Origin of the sequence: Mobiluncus sp., from assembly GCF_034180645.1 — a bacterium.
GTDB lineage: Bacteria > Actinomycetota > Actinomycetes > Actinomycetales > Actinomycetaceae > Mobiluncus.
Genome location: NZ_JAXFNY010000010.1, coordinates 21,997 through 36,376, shown reverse-complemented (window position 1 = coordinate 36,376; position 14,380 = coordinate 21,997). Strand labels below are relative to the sequence as shown.

Annotated in this window: 20 protein-coding genes; 2 read left to right on the top strand and 18 right to left on the bottom strand. The window is 55.0% G+C overall.

Annotation, left to right across the window (positions count from 1 at the left end; all coding sequences use genetic code 11):
• Positions 1-79: 79 nt before the first annotated feature.
• The 15 genes from SPI05_RS04125 to rplN form a co-directional block, all read right to left on the bottom strand.
• Positions 80-748, bottom strand: a complete 669-nt coding sequence (locus SPI05_RS04125) for a S26 family signal peptidase (protein ID WP_321076401.1) — start codon at positions 746-748, stop codon at positions 80-82.
• A 70-nt stretch (positions 749-818) separates the two neighbouring features.
• The gene (locus tag SPI05_RS04120) at positions 819-3,074 is read right to left on the bottom strand and encodes a hypothetical protein (RefSeq protein ID WP_321076399.1); all 2,256 of its coding nucleotides are present in this window, start codon (positions 3,072-3,074) and stop codon (positions 819-821) included.
• Positions 3,075-3,242: 168 nt separating this feature from the next.
• Complete coding sequence (map, locus tag SPI05_RS04115) at positions 3,243-4,112, bottom strand: type I methionyl aminopeptidase (RefSeq protein ID WP_321076397.1); 870 nt, start codon at positions 4,110-4,112, stop codon at positions 3,243-3,245.
• Positions 4,113-4,116: 4 nt separating this feature from the next.
• On the bottom strand, positions 4,117-4,698 hold the full coding sequence (locus tag SPI05_RS04110) for an adenylate kinase (RefSeq protein ID WP_321076395.1): 582 nt from the start codon (positions 4,696-4,698) through the stop codon (positions 4,117-4,119).
• The gene (gene secY, locus SPI05_RS04105; protein WP_321076535.1) at positions 4,695-5,990 is read right to left on the bottom strand and encodes a preprotein translocase subunit SecY; all 1,296 of its coding nucleotides are present in this window, start codon (positions 5,988-5,990) and stop codon (positions 4,695-4,697) included. Before secY ends, SPI05_RS04110 begins: the two co-directional genes overlap by 4 nt.
• A 122-nt stretch (positions 5,991-6,112) precedes the next feature.
• Positions 6,113-6,676, bottom strand: coding sequence for a 50S ribosomal protein L15 (gene rplO, locus SPI05_RS04100; RefSeq protein ID WP_321076393.1), 564 nt, complete (start codon positions 6,674-6,676; stop codon positions 6,113-6,115).
• Positions 6,676-6,861 carry a 50S ribosomal protein L30 gene (gene rpmD, locus SPI05_RS04095; RefSeq protein ID WP_282922082.1) on the bottom strand — a complete coding sequence of 62 codons (186 nt, stop codon included), beginning with the start codon at positions 6,859-6,861 and terminating at the stop codon, positions 6,676-6,678. Before rpmD ends, rplO begins: the two co-directional genes overlap by 1 nt.
• Positions 6,861-7,601, bottom strand: a complete 741-nt coding sequence (gene rpsE / locus SPI05_RS04090; protein ID WP_321076391.1) for a 30S ribosomal protein S5 — start codon at positions 7,599-7,601, stop codon at positions 6,861-6,863. The genes rpmD and rpsE overlap by 1 nt, the downstream gene beginning before the upstream one ends.
• 14 nt (positions 7,602-7,615) lie before the next feature.
• Entirely contained in the window at positions 7,616-7,987 is a 372-nt protein-coding gene (rplR, locus tag SPI05_RS04085; RefSeq protein ID WP_282922084.1) for a 50S ribosomal protein L18, read from the bottom strand.
• Between the two features lie 2 nt (positions 7,988-7,989).
• Complete coding sequence (gene rplF / locus SPI05_RS04080) at positions 7,990-8,523, bottom strand: 50S ribosomal protein L6 (protein ID WP_282922085.1); 534 nt, start codon at positions 8,521-8,523, stop codon at positions 7,990-7,992.
• 11 nt (positions 8,524-8,534) lie between these two features.
• A complete protein-coding gene (gene rpsH / locus SPI05_RS04075; RefSeq protein WP_004008328.1) occupies positions 8,535-8,933 on the bottom strand; it encodes a 30S ribosomal protein S8 in 399 nt (132 codons plus the stop codon).
• A 54-nt stretch (positions 8,934-8,987) separates the two neighbouring features.
• Positions 8,988-9,173 (bottom strand): type Z 30S ribosomal protein S14, encoded by a 186-nt coding sequence (locus SPI05_RS04070; RefSeq protein ID WP_004008329.1) that lies wholly within the window; start codon positions 9,171-9,173, stop codon positions 8,988-8,990.
• 2 nt (positions 9,174-9,175) lie between these two features.
• Positions 9,176-9,736: a 50S ribosomal protein L5 gene (gene rplE, locus SPI05_RS04065; protein ID WP_282922086.1), complete on the bottom strand. Its 561-nt coding sequence runs from the start codon at positions 9,734-9,736 to the stop codon at positions 9,176-9,178.
• Positions 9,736-10,110: a 50S ribosomal protein L24 gene (rplX, locus tag SPI05_RS04060; protein ID WP_282922087.1), complete on the bottom strand. Its 375-nt coding sequence runs from the start codon at positions 10,108-10,110 to the stop codon at positions 9,736-9,738. Before rplX ends, rplE begins: the two co-directional genes overlap by 1 nt.
• Complete coding sequence (gene rplN, locus SPI05_RS04055; protein ID WP_004008332.1) at positions 10,110-10,478, bottom strand: 50S ribosomal protein L14; 369 nt, start codon at positions 10,476-10,478, stop codon at positions 10,110-10,112. The genes rplX and rplN overlap by 1 nt, the downstream gene beginning before the upstream one ends.
• Positions 10,479-10,806: 328 nt before the next feature.
• On the opposite strand from rplN, the gene SPI05_RS04050 reads away from it, so the two are divergent.
• Both SPI05_RS04050 and SPI05_RS04045 read left to right on the top strand, forming a co-directional pair.
• Positions 10,807-11,202 (top strand): carbonic anhydrase, encoded by a 396-nt coding sequence (locus tag SPI05_RS04050; protein ID WP_321076386.1) that lies wholly within the window; start codon positions 10,807-10,809, stop codon positions 11,200-11,202.
• Between the two features lie 182 nt (positions 11,203-11,384).
• On the top strand, positions 11,385-11,816 hold the full coding sequence (locus SPI05_RS04045; RefSeq protein WP_295026572.1) for a hypothetical protein: 432 nt from the start codon (positions 11,385-11,387) through the stop codon (positions 11,814-11,816).
• A gap of 209 nt (positions 11,817-12,025) precedes the next feature.
• Here the strand turns inward: SPI05_RS04045 and rbsD are convergent, their stop codons facing one another.
• From rbsD to SPI05_RS04030, 3 genes are read right to left on the bottom strand one after another with little or no spacing between them, the layout of a single operon-like run.
• Complete coding sequence (gene rbsD / locus SPI05_RS04040) at positions 12,026-12,415, bottom strand: D-ribose pyranase (protein WP_296183134.1); 390 nt, start codon at positions 12,413-12,415, stop codon at positions 12,026-12,028.
• Positions 12,415-13,338 (bottom strand): ribokinase, encoded by a 924-nt coding sequence (locus tag SPI05_RS04035; RefSeq protein WP_321076382.1) that lies wholly within the window; start codon positions 13,336-13,338, stop codon positions 12,415-12,417. The genes rbsD and SPI05_RS04035 overlap by 1 nt, the downstream gene beginning before the upstream one ends.
• Positions 13,335-14,306 carry a D-ribose ABC transporter substrate-binding protein gene (locus SPI05_RS04030; protein WP_321076380.1) on the bottom strand — a complete coding sequence of 324 codons (972 nt, stop codon included), beginning with the start codon at positions 14,304-14,306 and terminating at the stop codon, positions 13,335-13,337. Before SPI05_RS04030 ends, SPI05_RS04035 begins: the two co-directional genes overlap by 4 nt.
• Positions 14,307-14,380: the final 74 nt, after the last annotated feature.

Below are 14,380 nucleotides of genomic sequence, written 5' to 3'. Positions count from 1 at the left end.
ACACCAAATCAGAGACTCTCCGCCAAGATGGCCAAAGCTGAGCCCAGACGAGGGAAAACTTGAGAATTACCCCGGTGGACTACTTGAGACCTTGACGGCGCAACCGCTGCCGAGTCGTTTCCAAGTTACCGGCCAAAGCCGCGGTCCGCAGCCGTGCCGCCCGCGCCTGACGTTGCGGATCACGAGCATTAATCATGGAGGTGCCAATTTGCCAGCCGGCATAAATTAGCAGCAGCTGGGCCACAAAAATCAGCACGAATGAGACTGCCGGAGGCGGAAGCAACGGGAACAGGAGCCCGAAGAAAGGAACCTTGTAACGAAACTCACCGCGAACCATATCCAGAGTGACTGTTTCATCACTGGCCTGCGCCTGGGGATTGTCAGACTTGACGCCGAACTGCATCTCGTCGCCGGAACCCATGACTTCGCTGACTCGCGCAATCTCGTATTTCACCGCTTCGGTCGGCTGATAAGCAATAACGTCACCCGGATTGAGCTGTTGGGCTCCCTGCTGGCGCAGCTTTTGGAACAGCAACACATCCGATTGGGAGAAAGTCGGATTCATAGAATCGTCAGGTATGGTCGTGGCGACGTAGCCTTGGGTGCGAGGAATCACGGTGGTCATGATGAAAGTCATGCCCACCAGAACCAGGATGACCCAGCCAATCATGAATAAGATTGCATTACGCAAAGGGTGCTGAGACTGCTTGTTCAGCAGCGAAACAATGCGGTTGGCCTGCGTGGTCATGTCTGGGCTCACCTCCCTGAGATTACTGCTATTTTACCTGTTATTGGCTACTGCTTGCGGTCCTTCGACGTTACTTCTTTGACCTCTTGGAGAAAAGCCGGGAAAAGAATCCCTGTTTGACTGGCTCGACCGCGGCTTCGGCATCTTCGTAACCAGCTGCGAACAGCTCTTCGTCAGCGCCTGGCACGCCCTCTGCACTTGCGGTCGGATCCCATTCGGGGTATCCCTCCTGCATAGCTTCTGGAATGTCGCCTTGTACCTGGGGAATCTCGAAGGATAGTTCCTCCTCATCACCTTCCGTTTCAGCCTGATTGGCTTGGGCCAGCATTTCCTCGGCGTTTTCACCCAGGTAAGGCAAGTCAGCAGCGGCCGGCTCAGTCCCTTCACTTTCCTCAGCGGTGTCCCCCTCGGTCAGCTCGTCTGACATGTCGACTGGCAGTTCGGCCGGAACTTCGGACTCTGAATCGGCAAAATCTCCCAAATCGATTTCTTCCTGATTGGCCCAATCTGAATCTTGGGAAGCATCCGGCTCCTCCATCCCAATGGCCTCACTACCAGGCAAAGCCGTTTCCTGCGAAGTTTGGACGTCCCCGGGCAATTCGGCGGGACTTTCGTCCGCGAGTTCAGCTGCCTCTGCCAGCTCGGCATCGGCGAATTCTTCCATCGGCCCATCAAGACTGGGTTCTTCCGGCGTCTCAATCTCAGCCGACTCGAGATCGAGTTCCAAATCGTCCAACTCGCCCAAATCCAGATCCACCAAGTCAACATCTGTTTCGGCGAAGGTTTCTTCCGTCTCGGCTGCCGGAGTCAGCATCTCCGGGAGTTCCTCAGGGATCTCCGTCTCAGGAATCTCAGCCGGTTCCGTTTCCTCAACCAGGGTTTCCTCCGTAAGTTCAGGGCTGACCTCATCCACCGGCTCCTCGGGGGCGGAATCTTGCAGAGTCAGCTCCGTCTCGATTTGGGGCTCATTAATCTCCGTTTCCTCCAGCAGTGCGGCTGCCGGTAGTTCCGCGGCGACTTCCGCGTCCTCGGGCAGAGCGGTTTGTTCAGGAGTGGCCTCAAGTTCAGTTTCAGAAGCCACCTCGGCCGGTGCCTCATCTGACGCGACCGCGGGCTGGTCGGGCTCTAACGGGAGGACTTCCTCAGGTTCCTCGGGGGTGACAGCCCAATGCGCCATCTCGCCTTCCACGTCACCTACGTAAAGTTCGTCATCGTTACCTTCGGACTCCAGCACGTCATCGTCGTAGACACGCTGACCGACCAAATCCTCTGCGGCGGAGAGTTCCGCGGCGAGAGTCTGTTCGGCCGATTCACCGTCCGCTGGCTCAACGGGAAACTCCTCAGGCAGCGCCTCGGGCAATTCCTCGGAAAGTTCGTCAGGCAATTGTTCCAGCAGGTCCTCAGGCTGTTGCTCAGATAATTCTTCGGGTAGTTCCTCAGGTAGCTGTTCAGGCAATTCTTCAGGAAGCTCGATTTCTTCAGCGTCAGTGGCCGCATGCTCTTCGGGCTCAGACCAAGGCTCGGCCTCGTCCTGTGCGCCTTCCGGCGCCTCGCTATCAGGCAGTTCTTGGTCAAGAGTGGGTGCAGCCGTTTCCGAGGTAGATTCGCCTGCCGCCATCGGCTCTCCGAACGGCGATAAGGTTTCTTCCGGCGCCTCGGTTTCAGCAACCGCATCCTCAGGAGCGTGAGCTAGAGGTACTCCGATTTCTGGAGCTAAAGGTTCTGCCGCGTCTGTCGGGGTTGCAGCTGTTTCTGACCAGGTCGTTTCACTGGACTGCCAGTCGGCTCCACGGTCAGAAGTTTCTGTCGGCAAGGTTTCAGGTTCAGGTTCGGCTGGCATCTCAGGAGTTGGAGCCGCGGCGGAAGACGCCCGCGCGGCTGCAATGATACTCAGACCGGGAATCTCTGCTGCGGCGGGATCATTAGCCAGCGGTAGTGGCCGGCGGGATCCCGTTTCGAGAGCCTCGATGGCGCAATCCGCAATGGCTTTCCAGTCAAAACCGGCCTTGGCAAGCTCGGAGGTTTCGACCTCGGGCAAGGGCGTGTTGGGAATGTCATGGTCACTGCGGGCGGAACGCACGTGGCTGGCTAGTTCATCCAACAGTTCCGGCACGCTGGGCAGCTGGGACGGCAAGGAAACCCCGTTTGTATAGATGTAACCAGGGTTATGTTTACGTACCTTGGCCCGCAAGCGTTCCACGTCCTCACGACCTTGAGCCGTCAACGTAGGGGGACGATACCCATCATCTTCGGGCATAAACGAGGAAAACCTTTGGGCTCCCATGTTGAAACGAGGGGGGGTTGCGGGGTTGCTGCTTTCAGCCACGTTGTATTCTCCTTGCCATTCACAGTGCCGGACGGCACAGCTCTAATTATTCTATATTAGGCACCCCTAGTGAAACCTAAATCTAACTGCAAAACTTGCCAATTAAAGAGGTTTATTGCCCAAAATGACCGTAATTCAACACTGACGAAAAGTAAACTTGGAAAAACCTCAACCGCGGGGCGCGATTGCCCGCGGTGAAAGCCCGAAGGGAGCCAACCCGGCGCGTCCTCCGTCTGGAGCTGTCAAAACCCACACTCCGCCGGGCAGAACCGCAACAGTGTGCTCAAAGTGGGCCGCTCTGGACCCATCCACGGTGACTGCCGTCCAACCATCGGATAGCTCTTTGGTTACAGAGCCTCCACGGGTCAACATCGGCTCGATGGCCAGCACCATCCCCGGTTTTATCTTTGGACCGCGGGCACGGGTGGAATAGTTCAACACATCGGGAGCCTGATGCATGGCGGTGCCGATACCGTGGCCCACGTACTCCTCCACGATGCTGGCCTCCCAGCCGTAGCGGAGCGTATCCTCCGCTACAACTCTCTCAACAGCATCGCCGATTTCGCCCAGATACTTGGCGTTTGCCAGGGCAGCTATCGCTGACCACAGGGCTCGTTCGGTCGTGGAAAGCAGCTGCAAATCATCGGGACGAGCATGTGTTTCACCACCGCAAATCATCGAAAATGCGGCATCACCGTGCCACTGGCGAGAAGCGTTGTCCACGATATAGGCGCCACAGTCAAAGCTCACTAAGTCGCCAAACTGCAACACCCGATTGCCTGGAATCCCGTGGACAACTTCCTCGTTAATCGAGACACAAACGGTGGCGGGAAAGCCGTCGTAGCCCAAAAAGTTAGGCTTTGCGCCCATACGTTTGATGACAGCGGCGCTAATCTGATCCAGTTCTCCGGTAGTGATTCCCGGCTCACAAGCCTCACGAAGAGCCTGGTGAATCGCGACTACCACCATTCCGGCGCGGCGCATTTTCAGAATTTGATTGGTGGACTTAATCTCAATGCGCCGGTCTTGGACTGACACCGAGCTAAATCCTTTCGATTTCTTCCATCACCGCAAGCAAGCGCTGGGCAATTTCAGAAATGGTGCCCTCCCCATCGACCTTGCGCAACACGCCTTCCTGCTCATAAAAATCCAGCAAGGGCTGCGTAGCTTCAAAGAAAACCTCCAGACGGTGGTCGATGACTTCGGGGGTGTCGTCGGTACGGCCTTCAATTTCGGCACGTTTCAATAGCCGCCGTTTTACCTCGGCAGCGCTGACATCCAGGTAAATCACCGCATCCACCCGTTCGTTGGTTTCAGCCAAGACGGCTTTGAGAACCTTAGCCTGGGGAATGGAGCGGGGATAGCCGTCCAGCAAAAAGCCGGCGGTGGCATCAGTCTGACTGATGCGCTCACAGACAATCCGGTCCGTGACCGAGTCGGGAACGAACTCACCCTTGTCAATATAGGACTCAATGAGTTTGCCCAGTTCAGTCTTTTCCGCCTTATGCTTACGGAAAATATCACCGGTTGAAATCCAAGGAATCTGAAAGTGTGTTGCAATCTCTTTGGCGTGGGTCCCTTTACCCGCGCCGGGAGGACCCATAATCACCAAATTTTTCGTCATGCCATAAATCCTTCGTAGTGGTGCTGATGCAGTTGAGCGTTGATGTCCTTCACCGTTTGCAGGCCAACGCCAACAATAATCAGAATTGTAGTACCACCGAAGGGCAATTGGGGCACGTTCATCGCGACCATCGCAATCTGGGGAACCAGAGCCACGATAGTCAAGTAAACCGCACCGGCCGTAGTGATTCGAGTCATCACGTAGTGCAGGTAGTCGGCCGTGGGACGTCCCGCACGCAGACCGGGGACGAAGCCGCCGTACTTCTTCATATTGTCCGCGACTTCCTCGGGGTTGAAAGTAATCGAGGTATAAAAGAACGCGAACGCAAAGGTCAGCAAGCCGTAAACGACCAGGTAGAACCAGGAGCTAGAACGGAAGTTCATGCTAATCCATTGAATCCACTTGGCATTTTGGTCACCGAACTGAGCCAGCATCATCGGCAGGGACAGAATTGAGGAAGCAAAGATGACCGGGATAACGCCGGACATATTAATCTTTAGCGGAATGTAGGTGGTGGTGCCGCCGTACATCCGGCGTCCCACCATGCGCTTGGCGTACTGCACGGGGATGCGACGCATGGACTGTTCCACATAGACCACAGCCAGGGTCACCAACAGAATCAGGGCAATAATCGCCAAGAACTTTTGGATACCGCCGTTACCGCCAGCAATAGCGAACAGCTTCTGCGGCAAGTTGGCGATGATAGAGGTGAAAATCAGGATGGACATACCGTTACCGACACCTTTTTCGGTAATCAGCTCGCCCATCCACATAATCAAGCCGGTAGCGGCCGTCATCACCAGAATCTGGAGGACGAAAATCCAAGCGGAATCCGAGGGGATAATCTTTTCATTAGAAGCCCGGCCGAAAAGTGTGCCGGTGCGCGCCGCGGTGATGATGGAAGTTGATTGCAGCACGCCCAAGGCAATAGTCAGGTAGCGCGTGTACTGGGTCAGTTTCGCTTGACCGGTCTGACCTTCCTTGTGAAGATCCTCAAAACGAGGAATGACTACACGCAGCAACTGGATAATAATCGAAGCCGTAATGTAAGGCATGATGCCCAAGGCAAAAACAGAGAGCTGCAGCAAAGCACCACCGGAGAACATGTTCACCAAGTCGAGCAGCGACCCGTTGTTCTGAACATCAGAGATGACCGCCTTTAACGCGGCATAGTCAACACCCGGCAGGGGGATAAACGAACCCCAGCGGAACAGAGCCATGATAAAGAAGGTGAACAACAGCTTCTTACGGAGATCAGGCGTTTTGAAAGCCTGAATAAAAGCGGTAAACAAGTGTCCTCCAAAGTTTTTCGGCACGTCAGTGAGCGTAGCCCACTTCCTAGCTAAACATGATACCGGTTCAACAGAAATTGGTGGAAACGGCGGGGTACCCTTTGTGTACCCCGCCGTAATCCTCAGCGTACGCGTGCGGTCAAGGACCCGCCTTGCGCCTCGACCTTGGTCTTAGCTGAGCTGGACCAAGCGTCTACAGTCAAGTCAAACTTGGCTGTCGCTTCACCGGTTCCCAGCACCTTGACCAGGGAATTCTTACGGACCAGACCCTTGTCAACCAAGTCGTCAACCGTCAAAGTGCCGCCCTTGGGAAACACTTTGGACAGGCGATCCAGGTTCACTACCTGGTACTCGACATGGAAAGGATTCTTAAAGCCGCGCAGTTTGGGCAGGCGCATATGCATCGGCATCTGACCGCCCTCAAAGCCCAAAGGCACTTGGTAACGTGCCTTGGTACCCTTGGTGCCGCGACCCGAAGTCTTACCCTTCGAACCTTCACCGCGGCCGACGCGAGTCTTGGCTTTGTTGGAGCCCGGAGCCGGACGTAAATCGTGCAGGTAAGTCACCTTAACGTCGTCACTGGCTGTGGCCTTTGTAGCGGTAGCTGCCGGCTTCTTGGTAGCGGCCGGAGCTTTCTTTGCCGCAGGTTTTTCCGCAGCGGTCTTTTCCTCTTCGCTCTCGCTCATCAGTCGACCTCCTCCACGCTTACTAGGTGGCGCACCTTATGCACCTGGCCGCGCACGGCCGGATTATCAGGGCGAACCACAGACTGACGAATTTTCTTTAGTCCCAGGGAAGCCACAGTAGCCCGCTGATCTCGCGAGGAACCAATCGTGGACTTCACCTGAGTGATTTTCAGGTTCTTAGCCATTACGCACTCACTCCTTCGGCAGCCAATTCAGCCTCGGCTTTAACCGCTTCGGCGCGCACCTGAGCTTCACCTTCGGCGCGAGCCCGCAACATGCCGGCAGGAGCCACGCGCTCCAGCGGCAAACCGCGGCGAGCCGCTACGGCTTCCGGCTGTTCGAGTTGCTTCAACGCATCCACGGTACCGCGCACGATGTTCAACGCATTGTCAGAGCCCAAAGACTTGGACAAAATGTCGCGGATTCCGGCGCATTCCATAACCGCACGCACCGGGCCGCCGGCAATTACACCGGTACCGGGGGAAGCCGGCTTGAGCAGTACTACGCCCGCAGCATCCTCACCGAGGACCTCGTGGACGATAGTGTGGCGAATCATCGGAACATGGAACATGGACTTCTTAGCCTCTTCCACGCCCTTAGCAATCGCTGCCGGAACTTCCTTAGCCTTGCCGTAACCAACACCGACGGTACCTTCCCCGTCGCCAACCACGACCAGAGCGCAGAAGGACATGTTACGACCGCCCTTCACCACCTTGGACACACGGTTGATGGTCACCACGCGTTCAATGTATTTGTCATCAGCGCTGCCGCCACGACGATTGTCACGGCGGTCATCGCGTTCACGGCGATTTCCGCGGCGCTCCCGGCGACCGCCACGATCCTGGGCATCATTAGCACCAAAGTCCGTGGTCTGGTCCACAGAGTCTGCGGTCTCGCCTGTAATCTGCTGTTCTTGTTCAGCCATTTTCTCAACTTTCCTTACAGACTCAGTCCGCCCTCGCGGGCACCTTCAGCCACAGCCGCAACGCGACCGTGATACATATTTCCACCGCGATCAAACACACACTGGGTAATCCCAGCGGCTTTGGCACGCTGTGCAATCAACTTGCCAACTTCGGTCGCCTTGGCCACCTTGTTGTCCTTAGCACCGCGCAAAGCGTCTTCCATGGTGGAAGCGCTGACAATGGTCTTGTGCTCGTAATCGTTGACAAGCTGGGCGACCATGTGCCGGTTAGAACGGGTCACGACCAAACGCGGCTTTTCCGCAGATCCGAACATGCTCTTGCGGACCCGCTGGTGGCGACGCAGACGCGACAGCCGCTTGCCTTTACCCTTTACAGAATAAGCCATGATTACTTACCTGCCTTTCCAACCTTGCGGCGAATATTTTCGCCCAGATAATGCACGCCTTTACCCTTGTAAGGCTCCGGCGGACGAATCTTGCGCAGATTCGAGGCGACCTCGCCGACCTGTTCCTTCGAGATACCCTCGACGGTGACCCGGTTGCCTTCCACCTTGAACGTGATGCCCTCGGGGGGCTCCACGTTGACGGGGTGCGAAAAACCGAGTTGGAACTCCAGGCCAGCGCCCTTTTGGTTGACACGATAACCAGTGCCCTGAATCTCCAGAACCTTGGAATATCCGTTGGTGACACCCTCAACCATGTTGGCGATGAGGGTACGAGTCAAACCGTGCAGAGAACGGGATTCGCGTTCATCATCAGGACGGCTCACGACCACGGTCGACCCATCAACCTTTGCGGTAATCGGGCTGGCCACGGACATGGTCAAGGTACCCTTGGGGCCCTTGACGGAAACGTCTTGTCCATTGATATTTACTTCCACACCGGCGGGAATTTCCACCGGAATCTTACCGATACGCGACATGTCAGCCTCCTTTACCAGATGTAGGCGATAACTTCTCCGCCTACACCCTTGTCGGCTGCCTCGCGGTCAGTGAGCATACCGGACGAGGACGAGATAATCGCCACGCCCAGGCCGCCCAGGACCTTCGGCAGTTTGGTGGACTTTGCATACACCCGCAAACCGGGCTTGGAGACGCGTTTCACACCGGAAATCGCGCGTTCACGTTTGGCGCCGTACTTTAGGTTAAGCGTCAAAGTTTTGCCGACTCGCGCTTCCTCGACTTCGTAGTCTTTGATGTAACCCTCAGTCTGAAGAATGTTCGCGATTGCGGCCTTCATTTTCGAGTACGGCATAGATACCGACTCGTGGTACGCCGAGCTGGCGTTGCGCAGACGTGTCAGCATGTCTGCTATGGGATCAGTCATTGTCATTGGGCTTGGGCCCTTTCTGAGGCGGTTTCGTAATCGACCTGCCCCCTAATGTGTTTACCAGGAAGACTTCTTAACGCCGGGGAGCTCGCCATTATGGGCCATCTCACGCAGGCAGATACGGCACAAGCCAAACTTGCGATACACCGAATGAGGGCGACCACAGCGCTGGCACCGAGTGTAGGCACGCACCGCAAACTTGGGTTTGCGCGCAGCCTTGTTCTTCAAAGCGGTTTTAGCCATTCTTAATCCTCCTTGAACGGGAAACCAAGGTACTTCAGAAGTGCCCGGCCTTCGTCATCAGTAGCAGCGGTGGTTACGACCGTGATGTCCATCCCCCGTACATGGTCGATGGAGTCCTGGTCAATCTCATGGAACACAGATTGCTCGGTCAAGCCGAAAGTGTAGTTTCCGTGACCGTCGAACTGCTTGGAGCTCAAACCACGGAAGTCGCGGATACGCGGCAAAGCCGTGGAAAGCAAGCGATCGAGGAACTCCCACATGCGGTCACCGCGCAGGGTGACATGAGCCCCAATCGGGGAACCTTCACGCAACTTGAACTGGGCGATGGACTTGCGAGCCTTGTCAACCACGGGCTTCTGGCCGGTGATGGTGGACAAGTCAGAGATAGCGCCTTCCATGAGCTTGTGGTCGTGCGCGGCGGCACCCACACCCATGTTCACGACAATCTTTTCCAGCCCGCCAACCTGGTTGACGTTCTGGTGCTTGAATTCCTTGAGCAGCTGGCCCTTGATTTCTTCGCGGTACTTGGTCTTAAGCCGCGGGGTGTATGTTTCCTCTGCCATTACAGATCCTTCCCGGTAGCTTTGGACACGCGAATCCGAACGGTCTTTTCTTTACCATCGCGATCGACGACCTCTTCGCGCATTCCCACCCGGGTACCCGCAATCTTCTTGGTCGTGTTGCCCAGCTTGGCCTTGGCGGCCGCGGGCTCATAGTACATCACGTTGGAAATATGAATGGAGGCCTCTTTCGTTTCGATGCCACCAGTCGGACCTTGGTGGGTCCGCCCCGCCTTGTTGTGGTGCTTCATCATCATGACGCCCTCGACCACCACGCGTTCACGCTTCCGGTCGATTTGCAGAATCCGGCCATGCTTGCCCTTGTCGCGGCCAGTTATCACCACGACTTCGTCGCCGACCTTTAACTTTGCTGCCATCAGATCACCTCCGGGGCGAGTGAAATAATGCGCATGAACTTCTTTTCACGAAGTTCACGCCCGACGGGCCCAAAAATACGGGTGCCGCGCGGCTCCTCATCGTTCTTGAGGATGACAGCGGCGTTCTCGTCGAAACGAATGTAGGAACCGTCCTTGCGGCGGGTTTCCTTCTTGGTGCGGACTACGACAGCCTTGACAACCTCACCCTTTTTCACGTTGCCGCCAGGGATAGCATCCTTGACGGTCGCGACAATGGTGTCGCCGATGCCTGCGTAGCGTCGCTTCGAGCCGCCCATCACACGGATACAAAGGATTTCCTTAGCCCCCGTGTTGTCGGCGACCTTCAGTCGCGACTCCTGCTGAATCATCTTTTCTCCTTCGTCTGGCCGGTTCTCAACAGAGCCTTGCCGAACCTATCTTGCGTTGCAAGGGCGCACAAATCTCACCTCAAACGGGCGGAATTGAAACCCCTGGCTGACACAGACACATTTGTGAGAGGTCTCAGCCAAAAGCAACCCTCCAAGTTTAGTATTTATTGGCGGGGGTGGCAAACCGCAGCCAAACCAGTATTCGCCCCGCCGAGAAAACCGCTAAGCTGAAATTGCGTTTGATAATCTCTTACAAGCTAATGCTCAATACGCCAAAAACTTCCCCTACCGTGGCCTACCCGGCGCTCCCGCGCATGGGTTGCTGATTGTGACTTGTATGGATTCCCGTCTTGATCCTCTCGAGATTTTTGGGCTAAAGGTTGGACAGGCCAAGGTTCTGCGCACTCCCGGTGGATTCCTGAAACCCAGCACATTGGCAGGAGCCATCTCAGCAGTTCATAAACTCAACGTGGACCGAATTATGGTGCTGGAACACACCAATTGCACCATGGCTTCTACTGACGAAGCAGGATTACGGGCAGCTATTGCCAAACAAGCTGGACAACCCGTTGGAGATTTGGTCTTTGGCGCAGATCCGAACCAAGACCGACATTTGCGTGATGACGTGGAGACTCTGCGCAACCACGCCCTGATTAAAGGGTTTGCCGAAGTGGGCGGGTTTATGTATGACGTAGAAACCGGACAAGTCACCCAGGTGTGTTAAACCCCAGCACGTTTAACTGATGCGTCACAATAGACTGCCTCACATCCCAGACTCTGCAACACTGGTCAGCCTTTGCGCGACTTGACGTTCCTGAAGCCCGCAACGATTAATGGGTAGCGAACCAAGGAATTTTCCTGATAAGTTGGGACACAGGTGTTGCTATTTATTCTTGAGGAGGAATTATGTCCAACCCTTATCAGCCCCAGCAAAGTAATCCTGGTCAAGTTCCCGGGCCGCAGCCCGGCCAGCCGATGGGTCAACCGATGGGCCAGCAGATGCCGGGTCAACCCATGCCCGGTCAATTCGCCCGCCCTTATGAGCATCCCCAGGAACAGACCGTAATGGTACTGGCTATTATCGGCATCTTCTTTTGGCTTTGCTCACCTATTGCCTGGTATCTGGGCAGCAAAGCGAAAAATGAGATGGTGGCTCAAAATATGGAACCTACTTCCAGACTAAGGACTTGGACCACGGTCGCTATGGTAATCACGATTTTGGGACTCATCGGTATCGGTATCACTATCATCTTGACAGTTGTGGGAGGACTGGCGTTCATGGGAGCAGTGGCTAGCGAATCGAGCGCGGGTCTCTTGCCGGCACTGAGCGCCATCTAAATCCGTCTCGATTCCATCACGAGCCTCCGATGGGCCTTACCTGCGGGTGAGGCCCATCATGGTTTTTAGCGCCCAAAAGGCACCATCTGTCGGACTCCCCCGTAAAGTCTCATCTACGTTGAGAAGACACCGATGTCTTCACGAGGAGACAGAACCGTAAAATAACTGTTTTCCCAGGCACTATGCCCGGGCAAACAGTTATTTAGTGCTCATTTTCCGAAAGGCACGCCGCAACGCAAAATCACATTCGCCCACGGAGTATCTTCCCCAGTTCTGACTACAAAAGCTGCTTGCGCTACCCGGCGCTTGAGTTCCTCATGTGGAATCGTGTCATGAGTCCCAGGAATCTCGGCAAACCAAGATTCCACCTCGGTGCCGATAGCCTCGGAGGCATAGCAGCACGCTTCTATTTCAAGCTCTGACAACAGAGCCTGGAGTACCGGTTGAAAACGAGGCAAACCGAACACCACACTCAAATCCACCACAGGAATATCCCGAGGAATCGGTAGGCCACAGTCCGCCAACACGAGAGTGTCTGTGTGTCCCAAACATGCGATTTGAGCGAGAAGATTGCGATTCAAAATGCCTTGTTTCTTCATCAGATTCCTTTCAAGGTTTTGGCTGTCTGCCAATAAGAAGATTGCGCGCCAGGGTATTTTACTGTTTCGGAAGCAAATCGCGTCGCAGCCAATGCGCTATCTTGGAGGGATTGACCCTCAGCTAATTTTGCCGCTAGCACTCCGGTGAACGCGTCACCTGCACCTACTGCATCCACAGCTTGAACGGGAATTGCGTCGATATGTGAAACAATAATGTCACCTTTCGACGTGTGTTCCCCCAACAGCGATCCTTGCGAACCGAGAGTCAGAACCACAGAGGGCACTCCCGCTTCCAGCAATGCTTTCGCGACATCAATGTCCTCAGCATTATTGAGATTCAATCCCAAGCAGCTTGCCGCTAGACGGGACTCGGACTCATTTACTACCAGCGGATTACTATGCAAAAGTAGCCATGGATTCACAGCTATCGCAGGTGCGAGATTCAAAACCACCCGCTTGCCGGATTCCACAAATCGTTTTGCAGCCTCCAGAATGCAGTCTTGCGGAATTTCTGCCTGCATCACCAGGATATCGGCTTGGTGCAATGCTGGGTTAATCCACTCGATTTCACCACTATTCATAGTTCCGTTTGCTCCGGGGACTACTATAATGAAGTTTTCGCCTTCCTGTTCAACGGTTACAACCGCCAGACCGGTGGGAGTGTCTACTTGACGCACTAAACTCAAGTCTACACCAGCTTTTTGTAGAAACTCCACCACCACCTGCGCATTGGCGTCCCTTCCAACCTGTCCAATCATCATCACGTGGTGCCCAGTCAGAGCGGCAGCAAGAGCTTGGTTCGCTCCCTTACCTCCGGCACTAACTCCGCCACCCCCACCTAAAAGGGTCTCTCCCGGCTGGGGGTGGCGAGCCACTGTCAGATTCAGGTCGGCGTTCAGAGACCCGAAAACAGCTATTGTCACTTGGCATACTCCGCAACATTTTCTTTGGTGACAGTCTTGACCTCTACCGGAACATTGGCATCGGCCTTCCCGCTTTCCAAGAACTTAATTGCTTGATCCACGGCGATTTTCCCCAGTTCTTTAGGTTGCTGAGCAATCGTTCCAAGCATGGTTCCATCCTGCACAGCCTGCAAGCCATCATTCGTGCCATCGAAGCCAAAGACGAATACATCTTTACCAGCCTTTTCCGCTAAGGCTTTCAAAGCTCCCAATGCCATCTCATCGTTGTGTGCAAAGATAGCCTTCACATTTGGATTAGCCTGCAGCAGGTTTGATGCCACGTCCAGCCCCTCGGCGCGGTCAAAGTTAGCGGTCTGGGAAGCAACTACCTTGATATTCGGGAAGGCCTTGATGCCTTCCTCGAAGCCCTGACCACGGTCACGAGTCGCGGAGGCACCCGGGACCCCCTGAAGCACAATGACGTCTCCTTTCTCGCCGATGGCCTTGGCAATCTGCTCCGCCGCAAGTTTGCCGCCGAGTACGTTATCCGAAGACACAAAAGAATCCAGTTTGCCGGTAGTGACGCCGCGATCAACTGCAATAACAGGAATTTTCGCACCATTCAACGCTTCAACAGAGGGTCCCGCCGCATCGGAATCCACAGGGTTAATAATTACCGCACTCACGCCCTTGCTGATGGCATTTTGTGCCTGGTTAGCCTGGGTGGCCGAGTCATCCTGAGCATCAGAAATCTCCAACGTGTAGCCCTTAGCTTCCGCTTCAGCCTTGGCGCCATCGCTCAGGTCGACAAAGAAGGGGTTGCTCAGAGTAGAAACTAGCAATACCAGGTTTTTCCCACCTGAGGCACTGCCGTTCTCCCCTGAGGAGGCTCCGTTATTGGCGGCATCGGTGCCGCCGCAAGCACTCAAGCCTAAGATTCCTAGAGCCAGAACGGCTCCGGATGCAAATATCTTGTGAAATTTTTTCATAATATGTTTACCTTTCTGGTTGTCTTGTTCCGGGATTTTCCTCGAAACATGTTGTTTATTTATTACAAAGTCTG

Bases quoted from the DNA above. Each gene is read 5' to 3' on its own strand.
- rpsH (WP_004008328.1), bottom strand. From the start codon at position 8,933: ATGACAATGACTGATCCCATAGCAGACATGCTGACACGTCTGCGCAAC.
- rpsE (WP_321076391.1), bottom strand. From the start codon at position 7,601: ATGGCTGAACAAGAACAGCAGATTACAGGCGAGACCGCAGACTCTGTG.
- SPI05_RS04110 (WP_321076395.1), bottom strand. From the start codon at position 4,698: ATGACGAAAAATTTGGTGATTATGGGTCCTCCCGGCGCGGGTAAAGGG.
- SPI05_RS04045 (WP_295026572.1), top strand. From the start codon at position 11,385: ATGTCCAACCCTTATCAGCCCCAGCAAAGTAATCCTGGTCAAGTTCCC.
- rbsD (WP_296183134.1), bottom strand. From the start codon at position 12,415: ATGAAGAAACAAGGCATTTTGAATCGCAATCTTCTCGCTCAAATCGCA.
- rplE (WP_282922086.1), bottom strand. From the start codon at position 9,736: ATGGCAGAGGAAACATACACCCCGCGGCTTAAGACCAAGTACCGCGAA.
- SPI05_RS04070 (WP_004008329.1), bottom strand. From the start codon at position 9,173: ATGGCTAAAACCGCTTTGAAGAACAAGGCTGCGCGCAAACCCAAGTTT.
- rplR (WP_282922084.1), bottom strand. From the start codon at position 7,987: ATGGCTTATTCTGTAAAGGGTAAAGGCAAGCGGCTGTCGCGTCTGCGT.
- SPI05_RS04030 (WP_321076380.1), bottom strand. From the start codon at position 14,306: ATGAAAAAATTTCACAAGATATTTGCATCCGGAGCCGTTCTGGCTCTA.
- SPI05_RS04125 (WP_321076401.1), bottom strand. From the start codon at position 748: ATGACCACGCAGGCCAACCGCATTGTTTCGCTGCTGAACAAGCAGTCT.
- rpmD (WP_282922082.1), bottom strand. From the start codon at position 6,861: ATGGCTAAGAACCTGAAAATCACTCAGGTGAAGTCCACGATTGGTTCC.
- rplF (WP_282922085.1), bottom strand. From the start codon at position 8,523: ATGTCGCGTATCGGTAAGATTCCGGTGGAAATTCCCGCCGGTGTGGAA.
- rplN (WP_004008332.1), bottom strand. From the start codon at position 10,478: ATGATTCAGCAGGAGTCGCGACTGAAGGTCGCCGACAACACGGGGGCT.
- rplX (WP_282922087.1), bottom strand. From the start codon at position 10,110: ATGGCAGCAAAGTTAAAGGTCGGCGACGAAGTCGTGGTGATAACTGGC.
- rplO (WP_321076393.1), bottom strand. From the start codon at position 6,676: ATGAGCGAGAGCGAAGAGGAAAAGACCGCTGCGGAAAAACCTGCGGCA.